Raw genomic sequence first — 26,675 nt, forward strand, 5'->3', positions numbered from 1 at the left:
CGCATGCCGACCGTGAACGCCGCCCGCGCGCGCGAATTCGCCACCTGGTTCGCCCTGTTCGGCATTCTCGTCTGGCTCGACCTTCTGAAGGGCTGGCGGGGCGTGGTGCAGGGCTGGGGCCTGCCCTACTGGTACATCACCTATGAGGACGGCTTGGTGCGGCGTGGGCTCACCGGAGCGGTCTTCCACCGCCTGTTCGGCACACTGGGCGAAGCCGCGTTGACGCGACCGGTGCTCATCTTCCACGGCACCTGCCTTGCCTTCCTCGCCGTCACCTTCTGCGCCCTCGCCGCCACCATCATGGTGCGCCTGCAGGGCCGGGCGCAGATCGTGTTCCTGGGCCTCGCCTTGTGGTCCTTTACCGCGCAAGGCTGGGCGCTCGTCTCCTACAATGCGGGCTTCCTGGATGCGCAGGTGCTGGCGCTCGCCACCCTCGCCGCCCTGCTGCTGTGGCGGGGACGGGTCTGGCTCGCGTTGATTCCCGTGATCATCGGCCCGCTGGTGCACGAATTCTTTGTCTTCCTGCTGCCCATGGCGCTGGCGGCGGGCCTCCTGCCCGGCACGCCACCCGACCGGCGCAAGCGCATCCCGCTCTGGGCGCTCGCGGGGCTCGGCGTGCTGGGACTGGCGGTGGCGGTGGCGGTCACCGTGCTGGCGGACCCGGCCGCCACCCTTGCCCAAGTGGGGCGCATGCCGCTGAGCCCGGAGGTGAAGCAGGTCCTCATTCAGCAGCAATTCGGCCAGGGCGTGGGTCACATGCTCGCCATCATGGCGGACCACTTCGCCCGCTCGCCGCTCTACGACGCGGGCAACTTCGCCTTCTTCCTTCTGCCGACGCTCATCGCGTGCCTGGGTCTCCTGTTCTGGCGGACCCGACCGGACTGGCGCAATGGGGCGCTGGCGCTGGCGGGGCTGTTGCCGGTGAGCGTGCTGGCCATCGCCTGGGACCTCTCGCGGCTTCTCACCATCTCCAATTTCAGTGCGGGCCTGCTCTTTCTGCTGGCGGCGGAACTGCGCTCGCGCACCCCCTGCCCCGGCGTGACGCCGCTGAAGCGCACCGGCTCCGGCCTGCTGGCCGCGGGCGCCGTGCTCTATGGCCTGCTGCCCGGAATCTACGCCTATTTCCCACCGGGTCCGGTCACCATGCTCTATCCGCAGAAGGTGGACGCCCACCCGCTCGCCTTGGCCATCAAGCGGCCGCTCCTGGCGGTGTGGGGCAAGCCGATGCCCTGAGGGATCAGGGCGCGCGAAACCGCGCGCGGATGCGCTTGTCCAGTTCGTCGCGGACGGCCCGATAGGCCTCCAGGCGCTGCTCGCGGTTGCCCGTCTCCAGGGTCGGGTCGGAAGTGGGCCAATATTCCACGTCGAGCGCGTTGGTGCGGGTCAGTTCCAGCGCCTTGTGGTGGGCATCGGGGGAGAGCGAGATGGCCAGGTCAAAGCCCAGCCCCTCATATTCCTCCAGCTCGTCCACGCTTTTGGGACGGTGGCGCTGCACGTCGAGGCCCAGCTCGTCCATCACGGCGGTCACGAAGGGGTCCGCCTCGCCTGCGATGACGCCGGCGGAGCCCACATAAATCGATTTGCCATAAAGGTGCTTGGCCAGCGCCGCCGCCATGACGGAGCGCACCACGTTCTGTCCGCAGATGAACAGCACCGATTGCGGCCGCGCTGAGCGCGAAGATACCGCAGAAGGTTCGGCCACCCTCAACCCCTCCAGTGGAGCGCGCAGATGAGGGTGAAGAGGCGGCGGGCGGTGTCGAAATCCACCTCGATCTTGTCCTTGAGGCGCTCCTGCAACAGCTCCGAGCCCTCATTGTGCAGCCCGCGCCGGCCCATATCGATGGCCTCGATCTGGGTGGGCGAGGCGGTGCGGATGGCGGCGTAATAGCTCTCGCAGATGAGGAAATAGTCCTTCACCACCTTGCGGAAGGGCGTCAGCGACAGATGGTGTTGCACCACCCGCTCACCGCCCTCGCGCTGGATGTCCAGCACCAGGCGATTGTCCACCAGTCCAATATTGAGGACATAGGGCCCCTGCCCCGGATCATTGTTGGGCGCGAAGCGATTGTCCTCCAGGAGGTCATAAATCGCGGTCGCCCGCTCATGCTCCACATCCGCGCCGCCGCGCCCGATGGACCCTTCGTCGAGATGGACCGCGCAGAGGCGGTTCACCGGCTTGGCCTTGGTCATTGGGTTGGTCCCCCCGGCGCCCCGGCATTGGAACGGATGAGAATGGAGCGGCCATGGGCATCGAGCCGCTCCACCTGGGCCAGGCGCACCGCCGCCGGGCCGATCACCTGAAGCGCCTCGGCGCTGCACTTCAGGATCGAGGTGCGCTTCATGAAATCCAGGACGCCAAGGCCCGAGGAGAAACGGGCGGAGCGCGCCGTGGGCAGCACATGGTTGGTGCCGCCCACATAATCGCCGATGGCTTCGGGCGTGTGGGCCCCGATGAAGATCGCGCCCGCATGGCGGATGGCGGATGCGAGGCGCTCGGCGTCCACGCACTGAATCTCCAGATGCTCGGGCGCCACCCGGTCCACCAGCGGAATGGCCGAATCAAGATCGGGCACCAGGAGGATGGCGCCATGGTCGCGCCAGGAGGCGCCGGCGATCTCCGCACGGGGCAAGGTCTTCAGCATGCCTTCCACCGCCGCCTCCACCCGGTCCGCCAGAGCGGCGCTGGGCGTGACGAGGATCGCCTGGGCGGCGGTGTCGTGCTCGGCCTGGGCGAGAAGGTCCGCCGCGATCCAGTCCGCATTGGCGGTGTCATCAGCCAGGATCAGCACCTCGGACGGGCCGGCCACCATGTCGATGCCCACCTTGCCGAACACCTGCCGCTTGGCGGCGGCCACATAGGCGTTGCCGGGGCCGACGATCTTGTCCACCGGAGCAAGGGTCTGCGTCCCATAAGCCAGCGCCGCCACCGCCTGCGCCCCGCCCACGCGATAGACCTCGTCCACGCCTGCCAGGCGCGCGGCCGCGAGCACCAGGGGCGCGATCACCCCGTCGGGGGCCGGCACCACCATCACCACGCGCGGCACGCCCGCCACCTTGGCGGGCACCGCATTCATGAGAACCGAGGAGGGATAGGCCGCCGTACCGCCCGGCACATAGAGGCCGACCGCGTCCACCGGCGTCCAACGCTGGCCCAGCTCCACGCCCACCGCGTCCGTATAGCGCTCGTCCTGCGGCTTCTGGCGGGCATGGTGCGCTTCGATGCGGGCCTTCGCGAAGGTCAGGGCCTCCAGCGTCTCGGCGGGGACCTGTCCGATGGCGGCGTCCAGTTCCGCATCGGTGACCCTGATCCCCAGCGCTGCTAGATCCACCCGGTCGAAACGGCGGGACAGGTCGATCAGCGCGTCGTCGCCGCGGGCGCGCACGTCGGCGATGATCTCCGCCACGGCGGCGTTCACGTCCACGGACACTTCCCGCTTGCCGGCCAGGAAGGCGGCGAAGGCGGCGGGGAAATCGGGGCTCTGGGCGTCAATACGGATGGGCATGCCGTTTCCTGGAGTGCGAGCCGCGACAGGAACATGGCCCCTGCCGACGGTGGCCGCTCTCTCTTTCCTTCAAGACAGACGAGTCAGGTCAAGGCTCTAGAGCATTTCCCCACGGCCTGGGTAGCGGTGGGCCACCCAAATGGGCTTATTTTTGCGCCACGCGGCGCCGCGTCGCGCCGTCCGGGGCATCCGCCGGCTCAGAGCGAGGCGTCCTTGGCCGGGCCAGCGCCGAGGGGGACCTCATGGGCGGGCGCCTTGGAGCACCCCCAGGCGGGGCCGAGATCGCCCAGCCGGGCCTCAATGCACTCCACCGTCAACCGGATCTCGCCGCCACCGGAAAAGGTCAGGGCGACGGTGCCGGAGGGCTCCTCCTCGGGGGCAAACGTGATCGCGAGGAGGTTCAGCACCGCCTCGCTGTTCTTCAGGTCGATGCCGCGCACCTTGGCGGCGCTGACGCGCTCGAAATGCAGTCCGGCGCGCCGGCGCACATTCTGGCTGGCGGTTTCCTTGCTGTCCCAGTCGAAGCGGTTCAGCAGCAGGGCAAAGCGCTGGGAACTGGGCAGGAAGCCCATGTCCTTCACCTTCACCACCGCGTCCTGCAGGTGCGCGGAAATGACCGCAAGGTCTTCCATGTCCAGCGCGAGCAGCTTGAGGCCATCCATGATGCGTCCGCCTTGTTCCGGGGCCGTCGGTTCGCCCTCTTGCCCGGAGCCTGATGGGATCAGGCTCCCACCCCATTGATCGCGTGCGATCCACGCCACGTCGCGAAGGCTGTCCGGCCTCCGGGCAAATGGATCGCCCTCTGATCGGGCAGATAGCGTCGCGCCCCCGGTGGTGCAAGGGTCTGCGGCGCCGTGGGCCCTGCGTCAGGTCAGGAGCTGATGCGCTCGATCTGCGCCCCGCAGCGGGAGAGCTTTTCTTCCAGCCGCTCGAAGCCGCGATCCAGGTGGTAGACCCGCTGCACCATGGTCTCGCCTTCGGCGGCAAGCCCAGCAATCACCAGCGAGACCGAGGCGCGCAGGTCGGTGGCCATGACCGGCGCCCCTTTCAGCCGCTCCACGCCCTCGATGGTGGCGGTGTCGCCGTCGAGCTGGATGCGGGCGCCAAGCCGCGCCAGTTCCTGGACGTGCATGAAGCGATTTTCGAAGATGGTCTCGGTGATGTGCGAGCGGCCCTTGGCACGGGTCATCAGCGCCATGAACTGGGCCTGCAGGTCGGTGGGAAAGCCCGGATAGGGCTGGGTTTCCACATCCACCGGGAAGATGCCGGCGCCATTACGGCGCACGCGGATACCTTCATTGGTCACGTCGATCTCGGCCCCGGCCTGACGCAGCGTATCGAGCGCGCTCTCCAAGAGGTCCGCCCGTGCGCCCAGCAGCGTCACGTCGCCCCCCGCCATGGCGGTGGCCATGGCATAGGTGCCGGTTTCGATCCGGTCGGGCAGCACCGCATGGCGCGCGGCCCGCAGGCGGGCGACACCCTCCACCTGAAGGGTGGATGTCCCCGCGCCGCTGATTCGCGCGCCCATCTTTTCCAGGCAGGCCGCGAGATCGGCGATTTCCGGCTCCCGGGCGGCATTCTCAATGATCGTTTCGCCCCGGGCGAGGGCTGCGGCCATGAGCGCGGTGTGGGTGGCGCCCACCGAGACCTTCGGGAAGGCGATGCGCGCGCCGGTGAGCCCCTTTGGGGCGCGGGCGATCACATAGCCCTGGTCGATGTCGATCTCGGCGCCGAGCGCGCGCAGGGCGTCCAGATGGAAGTCCACCGGCCGGGTGCCGATGGCGCAGCCGCCGGGCAGCGACACCCGCGCCTCGCCCATGCGCGCCAGGAGCGGGCCGACCACCCAGAAGCTCGCCCGCATGCGGGAGACGAGATCATAAGGGGCCGTGGTGTCCACGATGACGCGGGCATCCAGCTCCAGCGTCTGGCCGGCATGGGGGTCATCGCCCACGCGCTTGCCATTGGTGGTGATGTTCACCCCGTGATTGCCCAGGATGCGCTGGAGCAGGGCCACGTCCGCAAGGCGCGGGACATTCTCCAGGATCAGCTTTTCCTCGGAGAGCAGGCTCGCAATCATCAGCGGCAATGCGGCGTTCTTGGCGCCGGAAATGGGTATGGAGCCCTTGAGGGGCTGGCCGCCGACAATGCGGATCTTGTCCATGCGCAAAACGCTCCTTGCTTGCCTCCGGCGCATCTCTGCGCGCCCCGCCCTTTACGGAGGCTAAAGAGCGTGTCTAGCCCGCGCGGGCGGCCGGCACAATCACCCCGCCTTGCACCCTGCCCTCCGGGCTTTTGCGGATCGAGGGCTCAGACCTGCGGCTTTGCGGCTGAAGACGACGGCGCGGGTGAGTTCCCCATCGATGGAGCGGACGCAGTTTCCCCATTCGCGGGCCCCACGGCGGGCGCCTCGTCCATTTGCAATGAAGCAGATTGCGAGCCCGGAGGGGCGGCGGGCGCCTCTTGCCCCGGATCCCCCTGCCCAGAATCTCCCTTTTCGCCCCTTGGGTCATCGCGGGTGTCCGCGCCGGCATCCCGCCCCTGTTCCGCCGCCAATCGCGCGCGGCCCTGCGCCTTGCGCCGCGCAAGATTGGCGCGCAGGGCACTGGCGAGACGGGCCGTCTTGTCGGGATCGCTGGACATGCCCGTTGGTTATCCCCGCCACATCTGCTGCGCAAGACACCTGCTGCGCAAGACAAGCGCCGAGAAAGACACGCGGCCGAGCAAGACCTGCCGCACAAGACCTGCCGCACAAGACACCCGCCGCCCCGCGCAGCCCGAAGCGGTCCGCCGCGCGCTTGTCGCCACGGCCCTGGGGACGACCGGCAAAGCCGGGCTTGCAACTGGCGACACACCCACGTATGAGAACTCCCCGATCGCCCTCGCCCGCTTCGGCGGCTGAAGGCGTGCGTGGCTCTTATCGGCCACGAAAGGGCGCGGAACACGGCGCGGGATGCCGCAATAGCTCAGCTGGTAGAGCACCTCATTCGTAATGAGGGGGTCGGGGGTTCGAATCCCTCTTGCGGCACCATTTCTTCCCCTCATACCGCCTCGCGAACTTTCAAAGCTGCGCATTTGCAGGACTTTGCTTGGTGTCATTCGCAGCGTGTGATCGCACGGGTTCGCGCTGAATCCTGGCGCGCGAGGCGCTGCGGGCGATAACGTCCATTTATGCTGAAATGCCGCATTGGGCGCGCGATTGGTGGCGGGGGGCTGGGCGAAGGCGAGACCAGCGCCCAGCAGAGCAATGCTCCCCAGCAGCGCCTGGCAACGGGCCAAGCACGATTTTGGGCCCCTACCCCGCGCGGCATTCCACACGCTCTACGGGCTGCAACGACGATAAGCGATCCGCCGGCCCTGTCCATTCCTCCCGCTCGATGGTGCCACACATGGAGGAGAAGGCGGTGCCGATGCGATGTGGAGTTCGCGGGCGAGAAGGCAACGGCGGCGGGGTTCAGACGGACAAATTCCCCGGGTGGGTCGATGACCGTTATCCAGTCCTCACGCTGATCGCTAAGCTCGCGTTAGCCCAGCGCCAGCGCGAAAGGCGTTGGGCCTCGCGCCGACGACGCCAGCTTGCCTCCGCCCTCTCACCGCCTCGCATTCGAAGGGCAGATCCATTTCCCGGCCTTGATGCTTAACGCACGCCGAGGGTCTCGCCACACGCCGTGTAGCGTGCAAAACTCGCACAAAGAGCCAGGCGCCTCGAGCGGGCAACGGTACTGCGAAGGGCGGCCAAGTCTGCGGCGGAAAGCTTGAGCGTCCCAAGAGGTGAAAGGCCTGCGTCCCTACGAAACTCATCCATGGCTGTCTGCAACCCGACGGGCAGGCCGTCTGGCCCCGATGGTCGATCCACAAGGTACTGGAGAGCGACAAGACCGTCGCGTAATTCGCTGTAGACATTGGCGGCGATGACGAGCTCGAGGGGGCGTTGATCTTCCCAGAGTGCTGTACTGGGAGATCCGGATCCCGCCCGTACGCACCGCTCTCCGGCAAAGACCTCGATCGCCGCGCTCAACGCCTGCTCGGTGACCAGCGTATAGGTCCGGCACCAATCCCGGCAGCCGTCACAGATCGACCTGGTCGCTTTGGACATGATGGCGCCCGGTGTCACCGTCGCACGCAGGTTCCCGGGCAAATCGAATTTGTGCGGCATCCCCCAGTCATTTCCCTTCAAGGTTTGGTCGATCACATCCATTACGCGCCTGCGATCCGAACCCGTAAGGAAATCCTGAGCAAACCCCGCCGAGACGCTGACCAAGAGCAGTGTGATGCAAAACAGGATGCGTCTCATTTGCATCTCACCTTCACTATAGCCCGTTCCGCGGTTGACGAACTGAAGATTGAACCCAGCACCTTCTCTTCGATTTCATGCCGGAACGCCCCGATGGGCGATGCGATGAGGTCGTGCGCGCCATTATTGATCCGGCCGGTAAGCAATGCGATGGCTTGGCCGCGTTGGTCGACGATGGCGCCGCCGGAGAGGCCGGCCGGAACATTGACGCCCCAAAGCATCAAAACGTCGTCCTTTCGGCCAAATCCGCGCACTTGATACCTTCGTGGCAGTCGATCGCCTCCTTGGTCGGCTGGAAAGCCCAAAATGGTCAGATCGCCCTTGGCAGGAACCTCGCTGGCGGACAGGAAGTCAGCCGAGACACCTTTAACGTTCAAAAACGCGGCGTCCCGATCGCCGATAACGTTGCCCCGGCGAGCCTCAAGGAGCCCGAGATAACGGTTCTCCACCATGAAGGATTGGCATCCCGCGAGTACATGCGCGCTGGTAAGGACGACTGAGGGTTGAATAAAGAAGCCGCTGCCTACGATGACGTCGTCCGGTGAGACTGGCTCCTGCAACACTTTATTGTAGACATCGCCCAGCAGCGTGCCGCCCCTAACCGTGTCCACGATCAAGAGACACGCCAGAACGAGGGCGACGGCGCCCCTCAAGAGTCTTGTAGACCACCGGCCGCGCAGAGCGCGGCCGGTTTCTGGGGCGGGACGGGACATGTTGGGAACGCTCAATTACAGATGGTCTCCTCCTTGGTCGTCAGGTGGCCTTGCACCGCCACTTTCTCCTGGACGACCTGACAGGACTGGCCGCCTTGGACCACGGCCCGCAAAGGAGTCACACTGCCGCTATTGCCGCTCTTGGCGTTCTTCCACTGGGTGCGCCGCCCCGTTGCGGCGGCCTGCCGAAGAGCAGCCTCGCGCAACTGGCGATCCTGCTCGTCCAGCTGCGCGCCGATGGCGCCGCCCACCAAGGCGCCGACACCGGCACTTGCAATGCAAGCCCCGGCACTGCCGCCGAGCGCCGCGCAGCCGAGGCCACCTACGGCGGCGCCGATTCCGGCGCCGGCAACGGTTTTGGGACCGACGGAATCGGTCTGGCAGGCGCTGAGCAGACCGGCCAGGGAAAGGAGCAACACACTGCTGCGTAGCGAGACGACAAGGCTCATGACAACGATCTCCTGTAGGGCGTGGGTCTTAAAGGGGAGGCGCGGGAGGGGGCGGCGGCGGCGGTGGCGTCGCGCTGCGTACCAGAGCGAAAAGAACGGGAATGTCGGCCACGCTCTGCCACTGCTGAGAGCCCTCGGCGCAGACCTTTGTGTCGGGTCTCAACTGCCCCAGCTGCCCGAGCATCTGGAAAGCTGCAACGTCAAAGGGGCCGATCACTTGCCCCTCCGGGTTGAAGAGCCAGAATCGCAATGAGGGGGGGGCGGGCGGCACGGGTGGGACCGCGACCTGCACCGCGCGCTCGGGAGTGGCGGGTGCCGCAATTTGTTGCGCCTGCCACGCGGGCGTTTCCGGCTTCAGAAGAGCGTAGAGGGCCGCCTCTGTGAACCGTTCCCAGTTGATGGTGCGTTTATCAGTGGCGCGTTGGTCTGGCGGGTCGTTGAGGTCGCGGCTGACTTCGTTCTGGTCCACATCATTCACCGTGCCGGGAATGCTGGTGGTCCAGTGATGGATTTGGTCTTTCAAACTGGCAATGGCATCCTCGGGGCTCATCCTGTCGGGGAGGGAGCCGCCGATTTGCGCCGCGCGGGATGTGAATTCTTTCGCGAGGCCGCGCGACACATGATGGCCGACACCACCCCGCCGGATCGTAGCGCCACCTCGATCCATCTCCACCAAGCGCATTGTGTAAACGTGCTTTGCGAACCAGTCTGCGAGCGCCGCCAAGGCAAGAAACTGGATATAGCCAAGGCCGTCTTCCTTTCGGCGGATCGCATCGGTTACGGGGCCAAAGTGGACAGGATTGAAGCCGCGGCGGCGAATATTTTTCTCATCGCCAATTTGATCCAACTGCCCACGTATAAGTTCGGCCTTGTAGACGGGCAGTCCTTTGTTCGATTCAAACCGAAGGATCCCCAGCATGACCCCTTCCAGGAACAGCTGCATCCGATTGCGCAAATCACCCAGTTCTGAATTCCTGGGAACGACGGGATCAGGAAAACGCAATTCATCCTTGTGATTGTGCAGGGGCAGCTTATCGGACTTGTCCTGTTCCTTCAGATACGACGGCCTCCAGTCGGAGCGCAGCGGATTGATGACGTCCAGTGGAAAGCCGCGCAGTTCGCAATAGCAAAGGATCCGCCCGGGGATGCCGGATTCTTCATAATTGAGGGATGTCAAACCAACTTCCGCAGGCAGGCGAGATTTGATCATTTCATCATACTCGGCCCGAAATGCTCTGGCGTCGTTAACAGCGATGATCATCTTGAAGCGATCATTTAACGTTCGGAAACCGTGGCTGAACTCGGCATGGATCCATGGCATGGATCTTTTTATCATCAAGTCAATGAATTCTTGTTGCTCATGGAGTCTCAACTGCCGCAGTGCATCAACAACGGAGGGAATACGCTCGCGGCGGTCCCCGAGATACTTGTCGGTGACGGTTCTTAGCAGACTGAAAATGTGTAACCGCCCGTCATCAGTCTCCAGGCGCTGAAAGATTTCGCGAGATCCGCCGATGCTATGGAACGCTTCACGTGCCCACGCCAATTGCTGTTCGGTATCTTCCGGTGCGAGATCGATGCCCTTGTCTTTGATGACAAAGAAAGTACCGCCATTGCCGCGACGCAACGCGTCCTGGAGCCGAGCCACGTCAGCCTCCACCACGCTGAGAAGGCCCCGCACACGGGCACGTCCTTTCTGGAATTCACCGATGAGCCCAGTCCAGATGGTCTCGCCTTTGGCATCAATATCCTGCGCCTTGCCAAGGAAACCCGCCACTTTTCGCAAGAGAGCTGCGGCCTCGCGGCAGGCGATGGCCCTCAACCGGGCCTGAAGGCAGGCAATAAGGTCATCACGCACCTGGCTCAGATACTTCTCGCAGGCCTTCCGGCCACCGCCGGTGAGAAAACTGCTTTCCCCGGCCTGCTTCAGACGGTCGATGGAAGCCTGCAATTGCTCGGCCTGAAGCCTGTTGGCCCGGTTCGCATAGGCTTCTTCAGCCTCGACCAGACGTGCGAGGGAGCCGGTGCCTTGCTCTTCGAGCCGTGCCTGAACCTTGGAAACCAAATCAATGGTGTATTCAAGCCCACCGCGGGCCTGATCGTCCAGAATGGTGTAGAAATCGGCCCGCAGACTGCCCTCGACAACGCCCTTGCTGAGCAGCGTGTCTTCAAGGCGCTGCCTCTGGCTACCGACTTCCATGCCCTTCGGGCCATAGGCTGCGCCTTCCCCGACCCGCCCCTCAACATCGCGCCAGCGCATCTCCGCGAGCTTTCGGACCTCGGCCTCCCAGGCTTGGTGGGCAGGCATGCGGCTGATGATGCCCGCGAAGTCTTGCTCGATTTCCGACGCCAACGTCACCGCTATGGAACTTTTGTCGGCGCGCAGCAAAAGATAGTCTACGAGGCCGAAGTCGGTGATCGGCGGTTGCTCGAACCGGGCGCGGGCATCGTAATCATCCTGAAATGCCTTCGGGAACAGTCTCAGCCGCTCCTGTAGAAACGTGTCGCGGTCATCCGTGGTGGCGAGCTTCTGCTGATCGTTGAGTGACAGACCAAAAAACGTACGTACCATCGCCGCGTTGTTGCGTGCGAGATATTCCTCGACTTGGATGCTGGCCTTCGACATCACCGTGCTTTGTCCGACGGCGGAATAGGCCGTCGAATAGGAAAGGCCTTTATCCAGCCACGCGGGGAGGTCTGGAAACCAGTTCGTTATCATGTGTTGTTTTTGGTTTACCGAAACCGAGCTTTTGCGCCGCGCAAATTCGCTAGAGCCGAACTCCTCGAACAGGATATCGGCCACCATGTCGAAAAGGTCTTCTTTGTTTCCAGTATTCTGATTGACAATATTTTGGTTATCGAAGAGCCAGACATTGCTATAGGGAGTTGTGACGGATTGTTCCCGCTTCGCATAGCGACCCCATTGCGTCACATAAGCCGGGTTGGTGCTGCCCCTCATGGCGAATTCCAATTCGCTCAAGGCGGCGTATGTATTGGCGAATACACGATCCTTATTGGCGCTCTGATAGCCGCCCGGGAGCATGAGGAAGAGATCTACCTGCTCGATGGTGGGGGAGCGCAGGGATCGCAGCGCATAACCCACATCAATGAATGAGCCGGAGCCGGTGCCTCCAGCGCTGGAGGCCACCACCACAACCCGCGGCTTGGTGCCTGTCTTCAGCTTCAGGTTCTGAAGCGCCGGGGTATTGGTCACGTTTTGCGTTACACGGTCCACCTGGGCGCGCACCAAGGCGATGAAGTTTTCGTACTCGTGAAAAAATAGAAGTCGCGAGATGGCGCGCACCTGGCCCGCGCCTTTCTCTGTATCAATTTTGTCCAAAGCGCCATCTGGTAGCCATTCACCGATTTCAGAGTCATCCTCTTTCTCGGTTTTGTACCATGCGGTATCGACCTTTTTCTGGATGGTCTCGCTACCCTTGGAAAAGGCGACGCGCGATGCCAGGAGGTCGGTGGCAGCGGCACGCCCGCTTTCTCGAGCGTCGGCCATGTCGGTGTCGAAATACACAAACCGGGCGGGTGGGAATTCGTCCAGGGAGGTCAGGCTTTGACCACCCCAATTGTGCTGAAGAATTCGCCGGCGCAAACGCAATAGGATTTCCATGCCGGTGCCGCCCAAGGCGATGAACACGGTCGGCATCACGTCATTTTGCGTGGGTGTTGGCTCGGTGGCTGTGCTGTCGGTCATGGCGGGCTCCCGGACTCAGCGACGGGTTCTGAGGGCAAGGCTTCTCTTCCGCAGGAAGAGAAGGAGCAGGATCAGGGAGATCGCCGCGGCAGGGCCGGCGAGGATGGGCTGCGCCCAGGCCCTGGTCACTGAGGCCGCCACCACCGCAAGGGTCGTGAATGCGAGCCAGATGAACAGCATCCATCCTGCGCCCGAGGCTGGGCCAGGCGCGGCATACTGCGATTGCAGGCTGCGCGTGACAGACAGTTTCGCAAAGAAGAATGGCACCAGCAACGCCAGGAAGATCGCGCCGCCGATGGCCACGTCTGTCGTGGCAATTCCTTTCGGGAGCAGGCTGTCGTAACTGATGTCTTTGCTCTGTGAACTCTCCCGGGACGGGGGTTGCCCCTGCGCTGGGCTGCCCTGCGGCTGGGACGCAGGGGACGACGTCTGGTTCCGCGGTGCGGGTATCTTAAAATCAGCTTGGGCCGTGCGAACAACAAGGTCAGGCATCTTCAAGGTCCTGGCGGTAAAAGGGGCGGTGTTTACAGAGGAGATGTCGATGGGGGGCCGAAAAGTTGGCCGCGCACGCGGTAGCGCGCGCCCTCGCTTGACCTCAGTTCGACCTGCTGCCGCGGCCGCAAGCGCACGGGCACGACGTCGGCTCCAAGTTTCACTTTATAGGAGCGTGCCCGGAACATCTGGGACAGCAGTCCGGCCAGCAGCGCAAAGGCAAGTAGAGCAACGGCTAGGGCCGCGTAGAGCGGCAGCGGCGAGTAGTGCAGAATAACGCGGATGGGAATGCTCGTGACCCGTTCGCGCACGTTTCGGAAATCAAAGAAGATGGCAGGCAGCTGCTTCTCGACAAAGCTGCGCTGTCCTTCGCCCATCATGCTGCCGCCAAATACGGCAGATGCCTTGGTGATGAAGTTGTCGTCGAGTTCGAATTGGAGGTCGCTTAAGGTGATGTCCATCTGCCCGTCCACCGTCACGTCGGTCGTCATGAGGCCCGAGAGGCCTGAGGGGCGGGGCTTCCCAGGAATGGTCAACGTGAAGCGCAATGGCGGCGAGGTGGCGCCCATCGCCAGATTGCTGATGACCGGTGGATTCGCCTGTACAGCGTTGGTACCCGAGCCTTTGCCCTCCCACGCGGCGGTGACGTGGGCTGAGACGATCTTCTTGGGATAGGCGACGTTCTGAAGGGTGCCTGTAAAGCTAATGGTTGAGGTTTCTTCAGCTTTAAGTCCATCCACCACGACAATGCCGTTCTGAATTTCGATGGTAGCGCCGTCGGCCACATCTTGATGCTGCATATTGAGCTCCAAGACCTGGGGTTCCAGCGGCTTCAGGAAGATGGGTGGGTCGGCGAATAGATCGCGCAGTGGTGTACCGGGAGCCGTGAGGACATCAAGCGCGCGAGCACCCAACTGGCCGTAAGCAATGCCATAGACGATGAAGCCCTTCTCCGAGAAATTCGGCCCACTGACAGGCATGCGCAAGGGGAAGGCGACAATGCGCGTCACATAGCTTGAATTGCGCAGGAGATCGTAGAAACCACGAGTATTGGCTGCTACATCTTGGCTATTGTTAGGTGAATTTTTGTTGTTACTCAGCATCCATATGATGCCATCCTGCTGGTGAAGCAGGTCGGTAATCGTCGCCTGTAACGCCGAGAGGAAGTCGGCGTCAGCATACCTCCCGTTGGGGCGACGAGGCACAGTGAGGCTGGTGAGTTTTTTCTCAATCACATCCGGCGCGAAGGGACCGGCGTACAGCACATTGGGCGAGCGCTGTCCGGGAAGCTGGCCGTCCTGATTGAAGGACGCAACCGTCACGTCGACATCTTCCAATTGGGTCGCTTCGATGAGGCTGCGGGCGAGGCTTATGAATTGAGACTGCGGGTCGAGGAAATAAGGTTCCATCCAGCCAGAGTTCTGCACCAGATAAACCTGCCGAATGGGCGCGGCCTGCGCCATAAGCGGCACCGTCGCCGTCAGGAAAAAGAAGAGTAAGCGTCTGGCGGAGCGCATCATGGAAGTGGAAACCGATATATCTTTCCGACGAGTGCACTTCCGACGTAAAAATAATAATTGTCTCGATAGAGAATGATGTCGTGGCGACATAAAATGCTCAGTGTGGTGTTGAGTGGGTACATCTGGGCGCCGCTGTGCCAGAACAAGGCGGCCGACAAGGTCTGACCCGGCTTCGGGCGGAAGAGGTCTTGGATGTCTCTGACACCGGGCACTAAGGCGAGCAACGCCCCATCTGTCTGACCGCGGCCATCCACCCCATAGGCCAGTGGGAGCAGGACACGATCCACGCCAGCATCGATGGTCAATGCTACAGGTTGTGTAGTGGAAGCGGACGGATAATAGTGGCGTCCTAAATAACGCCCGCGCCCAGCGCTGAGGCAGGGGCCATCCAGTTGGATCTTTGCCCGGGTGCCTGAAAGAGCCAGAAACGCATAATCGGCATCCCCCCTCACGAGCGCATGAAGCCCATCACGTTCATCTCGAAAGACGGGAGCGCCGCGGATGGCTGTTAGGCCCGCTGGCAAATCTTCCAGGTATGCGTCACGCGCGTCAAAAGTGGAAGACAGCCTGATGAAACTGGATGATCCGATCCAATAGGTTTCTGGGATACGAGATCTGTTCTGGATCGGAGGATCGTAGACCTCTTCTTTTCCGTTGGCCTGCCCATGAACTTCAAGATCATCAATCCAAGTTTGATCGGCGATGGCATACCTGGAGATGCTCAGCGTCGTCCCACGCCTTATTGGAAAGGCCAGGACACCATTTTCGATGCAAGCGGGTGTTCCGCAGAGGACTGCTCCGGCAAAGGTCTTGCGAGTCAGCCGCAATTCGGGACGCCCAGCAATCAGATGAGCAATGACACAGGTATTTTGAAGGACGGTGGCGAAGCCAGTTTCGAACGCGCACACGCCGAATGTGTGAAGATCAAGCGGCGGTGGCGCCAGCTTTGCGATCTCGTGCCAGCGGTCCGCCGACATTCGGAAGAACAGGTTTCCCTGTGTGGTCAGGGCAAAGATCCGTGCGGGTGTCCCAGCCGAAAAAATGCTTACCGTTCCCGCCGGGATCACGCTCTGTTGGCGTTCAGTCGCACCGCTAAGGTGGCAGCCAGACAGGAATGAGGGAAATCCGTCGCGCATGCCGGCCGGGTGACTCGCGACGGGCCCATCTGCTGCTGCCCCGTGCAGCGGCGTACCCGTTGCGGGATCGAAACGAAACTGGATCGGAAAGGGGGTGCCGTCATCGGAGGTCGGAAAGGCTCCCAAGTGGAACAACGGACTGTCAACCTTGAGGATCTGCCCTTTCCACTGAAGGCCGGTGACGCGGCTGCCCGCGAAGGTCCAGACGAGATCCTCCTCGTCGGTACAAGGGGAGGGAAGCGGCCAGCGGGTGCTAACGTGCATGGCTAGCGCCCTCCTCGGCTGGCGGACCGGACGACGGTCAACCGCAAGCTCGCCGTGATAGCCCGCACCTCAATGAGTGAGGCACGACTGAGATCCACGGCGATCGGCCTTGCAGAGTTGATGGTATAAAGCTCTCCATTCACCCGCAGGCGGAAGGGCGCATCAGCCGCCAAGGACACATTCGGGCGCAGGGGGTCGGGTTTGAGTTCAATGCTTGCCCAGTTGCTGTCCACATAGAAGCCTTGCTGCAGATCCTCCACCGGTGGAGCTGGTGTGTCTTGCCGTTTGGGCACGACCTGAGGTGGCGGGGTGGGCGCGGAGGATGGGCGCGGATCGCCTTGTTGCCGATCGGGCGGATTGCCCATCGGCTTGCCGCTTTCAGCGGTATCGGAGCGACGCTCAGGGGCTGGCTTGGGGTTACCCCTCCAGTCGGGAGGCACCAAATAGAAAAAGGCGACCCATAACCCGGCCGCGAAGCTGGCCAATACCAAAAGCTTCGCGCCCCAACTTCTTAGAAATTGGGGCCTCTTCGGCTCCGGCGGTACAAGGTCCCCAGCGGGTAGGACCGGTGGAGGCGGGCGCGCAACGGAGATAGAGGGATCTGCGATTACAATGCCGTCTTGCTGGACCGGCACATTGACTTGTGGAGGCGGGCTATCCGCACGATCACCGCGCGCTGTCAGTTGAGGGACGGGCGAAACTTTGTTCGGCGCGCGTCGCGTGGAGGCCCCACAAAACGGGCAATATAATACTTCTGCCAAGAGCTCGCCTTCGCAAGACGTGCATCGGCCAACTTCTGCTCGCACGATCGGATTTGCCAGCGCCATTGGCAAAGCTTACCCCCACCCTAGGGTGAAGCTAGCGCAGATCCGGTTGTAAGTGAATGGGCTCCACTGAAATTGAGGCAACTACGACACTGTGAAAATCATTATATAAATCAATAAGATAATAAACGATCGCTGGAATTTGGTTGCATACAAATTGTGCAATATGCACTAAAAGTTGCCATTTCCTTTGAAGTTGCGAGATGGGACTACCTCACGTTTAAGTACGCGGTGCGGGATTGATAACGGAGCGGCACCCCTGTCCGCCGGTTGAACTGCGGGGCGATGCCCGCTTTTCCCATGTGCAAGGGAGGGCACGAGCCGCCACTCCCACCACAGCCAAGTGCTGAGCGGGTCCTGCGGGCGGGGGGAGTTCCCATGGGAATGGGCCGCCCGGCGAAACGCGGACATAGGCCGCCAGGCGGCATCGATTGCTTGCTGAAGCTGTCTGATGATCTGCCGGCGTATTGTGCCAAGCGGAAGGTCCATGGCGAAAGCACCACGCTGCCCCCCCTTATCCTGGGAATGAGCGCGCCTTGCTCCCGTGCTGGCCGTGCGCACGGTGCGCATCGGAGGACCGATGCAGAGGCAATGTTTGCTGAACCGCAGGCGTCACACGTCCAGACGCTGGAACGCTTCAAGGCCAGAGCGCCCATGGCCATGACAGGCGACATGCCAGGGTCGACATGCCAGGATCGCCCTCTCACGCGCGATGCGTATTCCGGCGGCCGTTTGCCGCTTATGCGTTTCGGGTCATGCCGGAGAGCGCAAGATCCCAGGCTTGCGCGAAATAGCTTTCCTGCGCCGCCGCGTCCGCGAACTGCGGATCGCCCAGCATCGACCGGATCATCGGCTTGATTGAGGTTGCATAGAGAAGCTGATCGGCGAGGAAAAGCGGATCCCCTTCGGTCAAAAGCCCCGCCGCCTGTGCCGCGCGCACCAGGGCAGCGAAGCGGAACATCAGCGGATCGTCCGACATGGCGGGTGGGCGAACCGCACCTGCGGGCACAGCCTCTGCCAGCGCCACGCGGTTCAGAGCCATCAGTTCGGGGCGCAGATTGATGGTAAGCAACTGCCGGGCATAGGCGCGCAGGCGCTCGAGAGGGTGCCCATCTGCGGCCATGGCCGCATCGATTTCCGCGACCACGCGCACGCGAAGCTGATCCATGAGCGCCGTGAACAGCGCCGCCTTGGATGGGTAGCGACGATAGAGGGTGTCCTTGCCGGCGCCGCACGCCGCCGCCACCTGCTCCATGGTGGTGGCGGCGAACCCTTGCTCGGAGAACAGGCGCGCCGCCGTATCCAGAATGAGCTGACCCAGCTCCTCGGCAGCCCTCTTCGTAGGGCGGCCACCGCGGGGCCGTGGTCGCGCAGCGCCGGCGGTCGCGGCGGGGGACGCCAGAGTGCGCCCCGTCTTTGCCAGGGAAGTCCGGGCCGCGCCGCTCTTCATCTCTCCCACCCCTCGGATTCCAAGTGTTCTGCGGAGCTATTTAGAAGAAATACAATCTATTTCAAGAACCAAACGCAAGCGTTCCGTTGCCAAATCGTCACAAGGGGACCCCAACGCTGCCAAAGCGCCACGAATTTAACTGGACGATATCGTCCCGTTTCTGTTATCCGGTTCCCTCGTTGGACAGCGCGATAGCAAGGCAGAGCATTACAATGCGAAAGCATGGTCGTGAGATTGCACTATTTGGAATAACTTTAATTTTTACGAGCTCTGCGGCCACCTATGCGCAAGCCCAGAATGCCATTTCTCTGGATGCCATTGTGGTGGAAAGCGATGCGGAACGCGCATCCAACGAGACCATCGTTGCCCGGCGCGATTCCGCCTCGACCAAGACCGAAACACCGGTTCTCCAGACGCCTCAGTCGGTGGATGTCATCACGCGCAAGCAGCTCGACGACCAGAACCCGCAAACCGTCGGCAATGCCATGCAATACACGGCCGGCGTCTTCATGCCGGACGCCAACACCCGGTTCGACAGCCTGTTCATTCGAGGCTTTGGCGGGTTCGGAACGGCCAGCACGTTCGTCGGTTTTCTCGACGGCCTCAAGCTGCCCCGCGGCCAAGCCTTCGGCCAGTTCCAGATCGACCCGTTCCTGCTGGAGCGGATCGATGTGCTGAAGGGCCCCTCCGCCGTGCTTTATGGCCAGGTCAGCCCGGGCGGCCTGGTCAACATGGTCAGCCGCGACCCCAGCGCCACACCCTATAACGAGATGCGCATGGAGGTGGGCTCCTATGGGCGGATGCAAGGGGGGCTGACCACCCAAGGCGCCTTCGACGAGCAGGGCATCTGGCAATACAGCCTGTCCGCGATCGGCCGCATCTCCGGCACCCAGTATGAGGACGTGAAGGAATCGCGCGTAGGCGTTGCGCCGGTCATCACCTGGCAGCCCAATTCAGACACGCGCTTCACCGTCCGTGCCTTCTACGAAAACGACCCGGATGGCGGGTATTTCAACTCCGTCTATCCCACTTTCCTGTCGCCGCCCCAGTATCGCAGCTTCCTGAGCCCCACCTTCAACGTGGGCGATCCAGACTTCGACAAATACAGCCGCGAGCAGGCCGGCATCGGCTATTCGTTCGAGCACCGGGTCAATGACTGGCTTCAGGTCCGCTCCAACACCCGCTATTCCGATGTCTCCAGCCAGCTGCGCGGCATCCAGATGTCAGGGCCGATGACCTCGGACGGCATCCTGCCCCGGCAGGCTCTCATCTCCACCGAGCAGGCGGGCGGCGTGGCCACCGACAATAGCGCGGTGTTCACATTCGCCACCGGCCCGCTGAGCCACAAGGTGGTTGCCGGCTTCGACTATCAGTGGTTCTCCAGCGACTGGACCTATGAATATGGGCTCGCCCCGAGCCTCAACGTCATGTTTCCGGTCTATGGGGTGAGCGTCGGTCCGTTCATGACGCTCATCGACAACACGCAGGATCTGCAGCAGACCGGGATCTATCTTCAGGACCAGCTCTCGCTCGGCAATTGGCGGGCGGTGCTCGGCGTGCGGCAGGACTGGACGTCGCAGTCGACGCAGAATCACCTGGCGAACAATTCCACATCGAACCAGTCCGCCTCCGCCGCCACTTATCGCGCCGCGCTGCTTTATCTGTTCGAGAATGGCCTTGCGCCCTATGCCAGCTATTCCACCTCGTTCGAACCGGTGATCGGCGTCGACGCCTCCGGCGATGCCTTCCAGCCAACGCAGGCCGAGCAGGTGGAAGTGGGCCTCAAATACCAGCCCACGTTCATGAACGCGCTTTTCACCCTGGCGGCCTTCGACATCCGCCAGCAGAATGTACTCACCCCCGGTCCGGTCCTCGGCTTCTCCGTGCAGACGGGCGAGATCCGGTCCCGCGGCCTTGAATTCGAAGCGCGGGGCAACGTCACCGATACGCTCGAATTGATCGGTGCCCTGACCCTGCTCGATACCGAGATCACCAAGTCGAACACGGCCGATACCGTGGGCAAGCACCCCCAGGCTGTGCCCAATTATTTCGGGTCTCTCTGGCTCAACTACAAGTTCACCCAGGGGCCATTGACCGGCCTCACCACCGGCGCAGGCCTGCGGGTGGTCGGCCCGAGCTATGCCGACGACACCAATGACATCAAGGTGGACGGATTCACCTTGGTCGACCTGTCGCTGCGCTACGATCTGGCCCGGTTGTCCAGCCAGATGAAGGGCGCAACCGCGACGCTGGACATCCGCAACCTGTTCGACACCACCTATTACACGAGCTGCACCTACGACATTTATTGCCAGTACGGCACCGGCCGCACCTTCCTGGCGGGCCTGCGCAAGACATGGTGAGCGGGACTCTCACACGGCGAGCCCTGCTGGGCGGCACCCTGTCCTGCCTGCCCCTTCTGGGGGCAGGCGCGGCGGCGATCGAGGTCATGGACATGGCCGGCCGCGCATTGCCCCTCAAGAGGCGCCCCGAGCGTATCGTCCTGCTGGATGCGCGCGATGCCGTCAGCATGGCCCTTCTCGACCCCGCGCCCCTAGGGCGCGTGGCGGGCTGGGCAGGGCTCGACGGACTGGACAGCGATGCCCTCGTCGCCGCGCTCAAGGGCACGGCCGGACGGGATGTTCCGGTGATCGGCGGCATGGCGCCTGGAAGCCTCTCGGCGGAAGCGATCATCGCCCTGAAGCCGGACCTGATCATCACCACCCGCCAGGTGGAGGGCGCGAACGGGGACATCTCGGCGCAGTTTTCGGCCCTCGGCCTTCCCGTCCTCTTCAGCGACACGAGCAGCAATGCCGGCCGCCACAAAGGCGACACCCTGCCCGCCCTGTTGCGCATGTGGGGACGCCTGCTCGGCCAGGAGGCGCGCGCCGAGGCGCTGCTTGGCTTTATCGAGGCGCGCTTTGCCCAGGTCGCCGCCTGCCTCGTTCATCAGCCCTCACGCAAGGTCTATCTGGAGCTCCAGTCCACCTATGAGGATTGCTGCTGGGCCGCAGGCCGGTCGGTGTGGGGGGAGCTTCTCGCCCAGGCCGGCGGGCGCAGCCTGGATGCTGTGACGTCGCCCTGGTTCCAGAAGATCCATGTGGAGCAGCTCGTGGTGGAGCAGCCGGACCTCTACATCGCCTCTGGCGGCGTCTTTGCGCGCGGCACACGCCCGGCCATCGCCCCGGGCGTCTCCGGTGATGAAGCCCGTGCGGGACTGCGCAAGCTTGTGGCGCGGCAGGGATTGGATCTGCTGACCGCAGTGAAGGCAGGCCGGGTCGCGGGCGTGTGGACGGGTCTCGTTGCCATCCGCCCCCTCAATCATCTGTTCGTGGAGCGCGTGGCCACCTGGCTTCATCCACAGGCCTGCCGCGCCCTTGATCCCGGGCAAAGCTTGCAGGCGCTGAACGAGCGCTTCCTGGCCGCTCCGATCGCCATGCCTGTCTGGGCAGATCTCATGGCCCCCGACCAAAGGACTTTGTGAGGCCTGCCATGCTCGCCGCCCGCACCACCATCTCCTTCCCTCGCATCGATGCCTTCCTGGCCGAGATCCTGGCCTCGCTGACGGCCCATGACATGCCGGTCACCTCCACCGGCGAGGCCTATGTGGCGGTGTCTCCCTTTGGCACGGCGCGGCTGGTGCCCGGCCCGCACCGGCTCGACATCGAGATCTCGGCGCCCGGCGCGGCGGAGTTGAACCGGGTCCGCTATGCCATGACGGGGCTGATCGGCTTCGTGGCCAAGAGCGAGGCCTTGTCCATCGCCTGGGAAGGCGACGAGGTGGGACCGACCTTCCCCCCTGACCTGCGCATTCTCGCGGTGGAGGACATCCGCGCCCTGACCCCCCGGATGCGACGTGTCATTTTCAAGGGCGAAGACCTGGCGCGGTTCGATACGGCGGATCAGCTTCACGTCCGGCTGCTTTTTCAGCCCCGGGACGTGCTCACGCCCCACTGGCCTGCGCTGGACGATGCCGGCCTCATTGTCTGGCCGAAGGGACGCCAGAAGCTCGAGTCCCGCGTTTACACGCTGCGCCATGTGGACGTGGCGGCGGGGCGGCTGTGGATCGACATGTTCGACCATGGCGGCCCGGGCCCTGGAGCCGCGTGGCTGCGGCGCGCGCGGCAAGGGGACCTGGTGGGCGCGGTGGGTCCGGCGGCTCACGGCCCGAAGCCGGCACCTCGCATTCTGCTGGTGGGGGATGAGACCGGACTGCCCGGCATCGCGCGGATCCTGGAGGGGGCCGCCCCCGGCACGCGGGGCCTCGCGCTGATCCTGATCGCGGATGCGCTTGAACGCCAGACCTTGCGGGCGCCCGAGGGGGTGGAGGTGAGATGGCTGTTGCGCTCGGAGCGCGGGGCGGCCGGGGGGACGCCGCTTTGCGACGCGGTCCGCGCCCTCGACTGGAGCCCGGAGCCGGACGATCTCTTCGTCTGGGTGGGCTGCGAGTTTCATGATTTCCGCGCCATCCGCCATTTCCTGCGCGACACGGTGAGACTGCCGCCGCGCCAGATCGTGGCCTTCTCGCACTGGCGCCGTGGCATGAGCGAGGAGGACATCATCGCCGTGGGCGGCCAAGCGGTGAGCGCATGAACCGCACTGCGCCCGCCCTCGGGGCCTCTCGAAAGACGCCAGCCGCGCTTTCGGCGGCCGCGGGCGCCTATCGCCACGGCGTTCGGCGCAAACAGGCCCTGGTCGCGCTGCTGGCGGCTTTGCTGTTCGTCGCGGTGCTGCTGGACCTGGCATTCGGGCCGGCCCGCTATTCCCTCGAACAGGTGGCCTACGCCCTCGTGGCAGCCGACGCTGCCGCGCCGGAAATCCAGGCCATCCTGTGGACCATCCGGATGCCCACCGCCCTGATGGCGGCGGTGGTGGGCGCCGCGCTTGCGGTCGCGGGGGCGCAGATGCAGACCATCCTGGCCAATCCCCTCGCCTCGCCCTTCACCCTTGGCATCTCGGCCGCGGCAGGCTTTGGCGCCTCTCTCGCTTTGGCTTTCGGCTTCGCCATCATCCCGGCGCTGGTGGACTACATGGTGCCCCTGAACGCATTGGTGATGGCGCTGGTGGCGGCCGGCATCATCCATGCGTTCAGCCTCCAGCGCGGCGCCACCACCGAGCGGATCATCCTGCTCGGCATCGCCCTCGTCTTCTCCTTCAACGCCTTCCTCACCCTGGTTCAGTTCCTGGCCTCGGAACAGGCGGTCGCGGCCGTGGTCTTCTGGACCATGGGGAGCCTTGCCCGGGTGACATGGCCCAAGCTCGGCATCTGCGCTGCGGTGCTGGCGCTGGTGTTGCCCATTTTCATGCGCAGGGCCTGGTCGCTCACCACCTTGCGGCTCGGGGAAGAGCGGGCCGCAAGCCTCGGCATCGATGTGCGTCGCCTGAAGCTGGAGACCATGGCGCTGGTGGCTGTGTTGGCCTCGGTGCCGGTGGCCTTCGTGGGCACCATCGGTTTCGTCGGGCTCGTGGGCCCCCATATGGCCCGCCTGCTCATCGGCGAGGACCAGCGCTTTTTCCTCCCCGCCTCTGCCCTGTGCGGTGCGCTGCTTCTGTCGGCAAGCTCCATCCTCAGCAAGACGCTTGCACCCGGCACCCTCCTTCCCATCGGCATCGTGACGGCGGTCATCGGCGTGCCCTTCTTCCTTCTGCTCATCCTGCGCGATGCGAGGCGGCGGCCGTGAACACCCCGCTCACCCTCCGGCTGGTCGATGTCGGCGTGTCCTACGGACGGCGACGGATCGTGGACGGCGTGACTACCCCGGCATTCGCGGCAGGCGACGTGATCGCGCTCCTCGGCCCGAACGGCGCGGGAAAATCCACCCTGCTCAAGCGAATGGCCGGCCTGCTGACAGGGCCGGGACGGGTGGAGCTTGCGGGCGCCGGCCCGGACGAGGTCGGCTATCTCCCCCAGGAACATGCCGCGCCGTGCGGGTTGACCGTCTATGAATCCGTGCTCCTGGCCGCCAAGCGCGACACAGCCTGGAGCGTCTCATCCACCGACATTGCGCGGGTGGACGCGACTTTGGACCAGCTCGCCATTACCGATCTTGCGGCCCAGGGGCTCGACGTGCTCAGCGGCGGGCAGAGGCAGATGGTCTCCATTGCGCAATCCCTGGTGAGGGGACCGCGCGTGCTGCTCATGGACGAGCCGACAAGCGCCCTCGACCTTCACCGCCAATTGGAGGTCCTCGGTGTCCTGCGCGACCTCGCACGGATGCGCGGTGTCATCGTTGTGGTCTCCCTGCACGACGTGAACCTCGCCCTTCGTTTCGCCAGCCACGCTCTGGTCATGGCGGGGGGACGGATGATGGGCTGCGGCATCGCGGCCGATGTCATCTGCGCCCCCATGATGCGGTCAGCCTTCCGTGTGGAGGCGCGGATCGAACGCTGCTCCCGAGGACGCGCGCATGTGATGATCGACGGGCCACTGTGACGTCCAGACCGACACGGCGATCCTGACGGCTCCAAGAGAAACAGGCTGAGCGAGCAGGGATGCCAGGCACGCTTTCTGCCGTCGTGTCAGAAAGACCCTCGTCGACGGGCCGGTCCGCGTCGCCCTCGAGCCGCTGGGCAAGGTGATCAGCTGCCCTCCGCCCCAGCCCCTGACGCCCATTTGACCCACGGGATGGGAATGCTCGAAGGGGCCTGCCACTCAGTGGCTGGAGCGCGTCCGGCTGTGCACCGTTGGCCTTCCAGTCCACCGCCGGTCATCGCCACAGGCCAGCCGCCTACTCCTCACGAATGCCCGCCTCGCGGATGATTTTTGTCCAGCGGCTGGTCTCCTCCTCGATGAAGCGGCCAAACTCAGCGGCCGTGCCGGCATGGGCTTCCAGGCCACGGGCGACCAGCTTCTGCTGAAGGTCGCGGTTGTCCAAGGCCTGGAGCACCGTCTTTTCCATGGCGCCAATGATGGCCGGGGGCGTGGCGGCGGGCGCCATGAAGCCATACCAGCCGGTGGCCACCACATTGGGCAGTCCCAGTTCGCGGAAGGTGGGAGCCTGGGGATAGACGGCGCTCCGCTCGGCGGATGCGCAGGCGATCACCCGCAGCGCGCCGCTCTCGATGTGGGGCAACGCGGCACTGATGGCGGTCAAAGTCGCATCGATGCGCCCAGCCAGCAGTTCCGTATAAGCGGGCGCATCCCCCCGGAACTGGACGTTCAGCCCCTTGACGCCCACGTCCTTGAAGAAGAGTTCGGCGGCCAGATGGGGCTGGGAGCCGACGCCCGGCGAGCCGAAGGTCAGACCGTCCGGCAGGGACTTGCCGTAGGCGATGAAGTCCTGGAGCGTCTTATAGGGCGCCTTGGCGTTCACAATGAGGAAGACCGGCGCAAAGACGGCCATCGCCACCGGCTTCAGGTCGTTGCGGGGATCGTAGGCGAGCTTGCCGGCCAGAGCCTCGGCGGTGGCATAGGGGGCAGCGGCATAGAGGAAAGTGTAGCCATCGGGCGCCGCCCGCGCGGCTTCCGCATTGGCGATGCGCGTGCCGGCCCCGGGCTTGTTCTCGACGATGAACTTGCCTCCCATATCCTTTTCGAACTGGTCGGCGAGCAGGCGCAGGGAAATGTCATTGGCGCCGCCAGGGCCATAAGGAGAAAGCAGGCGGACAGGCCGGGCGGGCCAGTCGTCCTTTGCCATAACGCGTGCTGACGACGACGCCACAATCAAGGTGGCCACGCTCTGGACCAGGACACGACGCGAAATCATCATAGGTTCCTCCCGTGGGTTCTCCCCGATCGATCGATTTTTCTCGTTTTCTTTTTGTCTTGGTCGCTCACGCGAGACTGCGCCGTGCCGCCGTCCACCGCTCCGGTCGCGGCATCAGGCTTCCCCTGGTGCCGAGGACGGGTGGACCGCCCTAAAGATCGGCGGCGAAGTGCCGGCGGACCAACCATTCCGCCACCAGCGCCGGCTTCGCCGCGCCCTCGATCTCCACTGTCACGGTCATCGCCGACTGGATTTGCCGTGGCCCGACAAGCTCAAACGCCGCCAAGGCGAACCGGCCGCGAATGCGGCTTCCCACCGGTACTGGCGAGATGAAGCGCACCTTGTTGAGCCCGTAATTGACGTTCAGCACGACCCCTTCCGGGACAGGAACGTCTCGGCCCATGGGTGCCAGCAGCGACAGGATCAGGAAGCCATGGGCAATGGTGGATCCGAAGGGCGAGGCGCGCGCACGCTCGGGATCCACATGGATATATTGATGGTCACCGGTGCATGCCGCGAAGCGGTCGATGCGGTCCTGGTCGATCGCGATCCAGTCCGAGACCCCAAGCTCCCCACCGGTCAGGTCCGCATAATCCGCGATGGGCAAGGCCGCCATGACCA

22 protein-coding genes and 1 tRNA gene are annotated in these 26,675 nt (G+C 64.0%); 7 read left to right on the plus strand and 16 right to left on the minus strand.

What is annotated here, in order from left to right:
* Nucleotides 1-3: 3 nt before the first annotated feature.
* Entirely contained in the window at nucleotides 4-1,233 is a 1,230-nt protein-coding gene (locus PV781_RS06655; protein WP_274774851.1) for a hypothetical protein, read from the plus strand.
* A gap of 4 nt (nucleotides 1,234-1,237) precedes the next feature.
* Here the strand turns inward: PV781_RS06655 and PV781_RS06660 are convergent, their stop codons facing one another.
* The 5 genes from PV781_RS06660 to murA all read right to left on the minus strand — a co-directional run bounded on the left by PV781_RS06660 (nucleotide 1,238) and on the right by murA (nucleotide 5,664).
* Nucleotides 1,238-1,702, minus strand: a complete 465-nt coding sequence (locus tag PV781_RS06660; protein ID WP_274774852.1) for an arsenate-mycothiol transferase ArsC — start codon at nucleotides 1,700-1,702, stop codon at nucleotides 1,238-1,240.
* A 2-nt stretch (nucleotides 1,703-1,704) separates the two neighbouring features.
* Nucleotides 1,705-2,190, minus strand: a complete 486-nt coding sequence (locus PV781_RS06665; RefSeq protein ID WP_274774853.1) for a UPF0262 family protein — start codon at nucleotides 2,188-2,190, stop codon at nucleotides 1,705-1,707.
* Nucleotides 2,187-3,503, minus strand: coding sequence for a histidinol dehydrogenase (gene hisD, locus PV781_RS06670; RefSeq protein ID WP_274774854.1), 1,317 nt, complete (start codon nucleotides 3,501-3,503; stop codon nucleotides 2,187-2,189). Before hisD ends, PV781_RS06665 begins: the two co-directional genes overlap by 4 nt.
* 197 nt (nucleotides 3,504-3,700) lie before the next feature.
* Nucleotides 3,701-4,165 carry a DUF2948 family protein gene (locus PV781_RS06675; RefSeq protein ID WP_274774855.1) on the minus strand — a complete coding sequence of 155 codons (465 nt, stop codon included), beginning with the start codon at nucleotides 4,163-4,165 and terminating at the stop codon, nucleotides 3,701-3,703.
* Nucleotides 4,166-4,374: 209 nt separating this feature from the next.
* The gene (gene murA / locus PV781_RS06680; protein ID WP_274774856.1) at nucleotides 4,375-5,664 is read right to left on the minus strand and encodes a UDP-N-acetylglucosamine 1-carboxyvinyltransferase; all 1,290 of its coding nucleotides are present in this window, start codon (nucleotides 5,662-5,664) and stop codon (nucleotides 4,375-4,377) included.
* Nucleotides 5,665-6,455: 791 nt separating this feature from the next.
* On the opposite strand from murA, the gene PV781_RS06685 reads away from it, so the two are divergent.
* Nucleotides 6,456-6,531: transfer RNA gene (locus PV781_RS06685), tRNA-Thr, on the plus strand.
* Between the two features lie 606 nt (nucleotides 6,532-7,137).
* Here PV781_RS06685 and PV781_RS06690 read toward each other — a convergent pair.
* The 9 genes from PV781_RS06690 to PV781_RS06730 all read right to left on the minus strand — a co-directional run bounded on the left by PV781_RS06690 (nucleotide 7,138) and on the right by PV781_RS06730 (nucleotide 18,348).
* On the minus strand, nucleotides 7,138-7,794 hold the full coding sequence (locus PV781_RS06690) for a hypothetical protein (protein WP_274774857.1): 657 nt from the start codon (nucleotides 7,792-7,794) through the stop codon (nucleotides 7,138-7,140).
* Complete coding sequence (locus tag PV781_RS06695) at nucleotides 7,791-8,405, minus strand: S1 family peptidase (protein WP_274775174.1); 615 nt, start codon at nucleotides 8,403-8,405, stop codon at nucleotides 7,791-7,793. Before PV781_RS06695 ends, PV781_RS06690 begins: the two co-directional genes overlap by 4 nt.
* Before the next feature lie 113 nt (nucleotides 8,406-8,518).
* Nucleotides 8,519-8,956: a YMGG-like glycine zipper-containing protein gene (locus PV781_RS06700; RefSeq protein WP_274774858.1), complete on the minus strand. Its 438-nt coding sequence runs from the start codon at nucleotides 8,954-8,956 to the stop codon at nucleotides 8,519-8,521.
* 28 nt (nucleotides 8,957-8,984) lie between these two features.
* The gene (locus tag PV781_RS06705; protein ID WP_274774859.1) at nucleotides 8,985-12,662 is read right to left on the minus strand and encodes a tubulin-like doman-containing protein; all 3,678 of its coding nucleotides are present in this window, start codon (nucleotides 12,660-12,662) and stop codon (nucleotides 8,985-8,987) included.
* 15 nt (nucleotides 12,663-12,677) lie between these two features.
* Entirely contained in the window at nucleotides 12,678-12,965 is a 288-nt protein-coding gene (locus PV781_RS06710) for a hypothetical protein (RefSeq protein ID WP_274774860.1), read from the minus strand.
* Nucleotides 12,966-13,186: 221 nt separating this feature from the next.
* The gene (locus PV781_RS06715) at nucleotides 13,187-14,674 is read right to left on the minus strand and encodes a hypothetical protein (RefSeq protein ID WP_274774861.1); all 1,488 of its coding nucleotides are present in this window, start codon (nucleotides 14,672-14,674) and stop codon (nucleotides 13,187-13,189) included.
* The gene (locus PV781_RS06720) at nucleotides 14,671-16,074 is read right to left on the minus strand and encodes a hypothetical protein (protein WP_274774862.1); all 1,404 of its coding nucleotides are present in this window, start codon (nucleotides 16,072-16,074) and stop codon (nucleotides 14,671-14,673) included. The genes PV781_RS06715 and PV781_RS06720 overlap by 4 nt, the downstream gene beginning before the upstream one ends.
* A 2-nt stretch (nucleotides 16,075-16,076) precedes the next feature.
* Nucleotides 16,077-16,559, minus strand: coding sequence for a hypothetical protein (locus PV781_RS06725; RefSeq protein WP_274774863.1), 483 nt, complete (start codon nucleotides 16,557-16,559; stop codon nucleotides 16,077-16,079).
* A gap of 1,078 nt (nucleotides 16,560-17,637) precedes the next feature.
* A complete protein-coding gene (locus PV781_RS06730; RefSeq protein ID WP_274774864.1) occupies nucleotides 17,638-18,348 on the minus strand; it encodes a TetR/AcrR family transcriptional regulator in 711 nt (236 codons plus the stop codon).
* 320 nt (nucleotides 18,349-18,668) lie between these two features.
* Between PV781_RS06730 and PV781_RS06735 the strand changes: the two genes are divergently transcribed.
* Genes PV781_RS06735 through PV781_RS06755 form a run of 5 tightly spaced genes read left to right on the plus strand, consistent with a single transcriptional unit; the run spans nucleotide 18,669 to nucleotide 24,781 of the window.
* Nucleotides 18,669-20,711 carry a TonB-dependent siderophore receptor gene (locus PV781_RS06735; protein WP_274774865.1) on the plus strand — a complete coding sequence of 681 codons (2,043 nt, stop codon included), beginning with the start codon at nucleotides 18,669-18,671 and terminating at the stop codon, nucleotides 20,709-20,711.
* A complete protein-coding gene (locus PV781_RS06740) occupies nucleotides 20,705-21,832 on the plus strand; it encodes an ABC transporter substrate-binding protein (protein WP_274774866.1) in 1,128 nt (375 codons plus the stop codon). The genes PV781_RS06735 and PV781_RS06740 overlap by 7 nt, the downstream gene beginning before the upstream one ends.
* 8 nt (nucleotides 21,833-21,840) lie before the next feature.
* Nucleotides 21,841-22,941 carry a siderophore-interacting protein gene (locus tag PV781_RS06745; RefSeq protein ID WP_274774867.1) on the plus strand — a complete coding sequence of 367 codons (1,101 nt, stop codon included), beginning with the start codon at nucleotides 21,841-21,843 and terminating at the stop codon, nucleotides 22,939-22,941.
* Nucleotides 22,938-24,029, plus strand: a complete 1,092-nt coding sequence (locus tag PV781_RS06750) for a FecCD family ABC transporter permease (protein WP_274774868.1) — start codon at nucleotides 22,938-22,940, stop codon at nucleotides 24,027-24,029. The genes PV781_RS06745 and PV781_RS06750 overlap by 4 nt, the downstream gene beginning before the upstream one ends.
* The gene (locus PV781_RS06755; RefSeq protein ID WP_274774869.1) at nucleotides 24,026-24,781 is read left to right on the plus strand and encodes an ABC transporter ATP-binding protein; all 756 of its coding nucleotides are present in this window, start codon (nucleotides 24,026-24,028) and stop codon (nucleotides 24,779-24,781) included. Before PV781_RS06750 ends, PV781_RS06755 begins: the two co-directional genes overlap by 4 nt.
* 295 nt (nucleotides 24,782-25,076) lie before the next feature.
* On the opposite strand, the gene PV781_RS06760 is transcribed toward PV781_RS06755, so the two are convergent.
* Nucleotides 25,077-26,057, minus strand: a complete 981-nt coding sequence (locus PV781_RS06760) for a Bug family tripartite tricarboxylate transporter substrate binding protein (protein ID WP_274774870.1) — start codon at nucleotides 26,055-26,057, stop codon at nucleotides 25,077-25,079.
* 148 nt (nucleotides 26,058-26,205) lie between these two features.
* Nucleotides 26,206-26,670 (minus strand): MaoC family dehydratase, encoded by a 465-nt coding sequence (locus PV781_RS06765; protein WP_274774871.1) that lies wholly within the window; start codon nucleotides 26,668-26,670, stop codon nucleotides 26,206-26,208.
* Nucleotides 26,671-26,675 lie beyond the last annotated feature (5 nt).

Origin of the sequence: Aquabacter sediminis, from assembly GCF_028863665.1 — a bacterium.
In the GTDB taxonomy this organism is placed as follows: Bacteria; Pseudomonadota; Alphaproteobacteria; order Rhizobiales; family Xanthobacteraceae; genus L1I39.

Bases quoted from the DNA above. Each gene is read 5' to 3' on its own strand.
- PV781_RS06655 (WP_274774851.1), top strand. From the start codon at position 4: ATGCCGACCGTGAACGCCGCCCGCGCGCGCGAATTCGCCACCTGGTTC.
- PV781_RS06665 (WP_274774853.1), bottom strand. From the start codon at position 2,190: ATGACCAAGGCCAAGCCGGTGAACCGCCTCTGCGCGGTCCATCTCGAC.
- hisD (WP_274774854.1), bottom strand. From the start codon at position 3,503: ATGCCCATCCGTATTGACGCCCAGAGCCCCGATTTCCCCGCCGCCTTC.
- PV781_RS06675 (WP_274774855.1), bottom strand. From the start codon at position 4,165: ATGGATGGCCTCAAGCTGCTCGCGCTGGACATGGAAGACCTTGCGGTC.
- murA (WP_274774856.1), bottom strand. From the start codon at position 5,664: ATGGACAAGATCCGCATTGTCGGCGGCCAGCCCCTCAAGGGCTCCATA.
- PV781_RS06690 (WP_274774857.1), bottom strand. From the start codon at position 7,794: ATGAGACGCATCCTGTTTTGCATCACACTGCTCTTGGTCAGCGTCTCG.
- PV781_RS06700 (WP_274774858.1), bottom strand. From the start codon at position 8,956: ATGAGCCTTGTCGTCTCGCTACGCAGCAGTGTGTTGCTCCTTTCCCTG.
- PV781_RS06705 (WP_274774859.1), bottom strand. From the start codon at position 12,662: ATGACCGACAGCACAGCCACCGAGCCAACACCCACGCAAAATGACGTG.
- PV781_RS06715 (WP_274774861.1), bottom strand. From the start codon at position 14,674: ATGATGCGCTCCGCCAGACGCTTACTCTTCTTTTTCCTGACGGCGACG.
- PV781_RS06720 (WP_274774862.1), bottom strand. From the start codon at position 16,074: ATGCACGTTAGCACCCGCTGGCCGCTTCCCTCCCCTTGTACCGACGAG.
- PV781_RS06730 (WP_274774864.1), bottom strand. From the start codon at position 18,348: ATGAAGAGCGGCGCGGCCCGGACTTCCCTGGCAAAGACGGGGCGCACT.
- PV781_RS06740 (WP_274774866.1), top strand. From the start codon at position 20,705: ATGGTGAGCGGGACTCTCACACGGCGAGCCCTGCTGGGCGGCACCCTG.
- PV781_RS06745 (WP_274774867.1), top strand. From the start codon at position 21,841: ATGCTCGCCGCCCGCACCACCATCTCCTTCCCTCGCATCGATGCCTTC.
- PV781_RS06750 (WP_274774868.1), top strand. From the start codon at position 22,938: ATGAACCGCACTGCGCCCGCCCTCGGGGCCTCTCGAAAGACGCCAGCC.
- PV781_RS06760 (WP_274774870.1), bottom strand. From the start codon at position 26,057: ATGATGATTTCGCGTCGTGTCCTGGTCCAGAGCGTGGCCACCTTGATT.
- PV781_RS06765 (WP_274774871.1), bottom strand. From the start codon at position 26,670: ATGGCGGCCTTGCCCATCGCGGATTATGCGGACCTGACCGGTGGGGAG.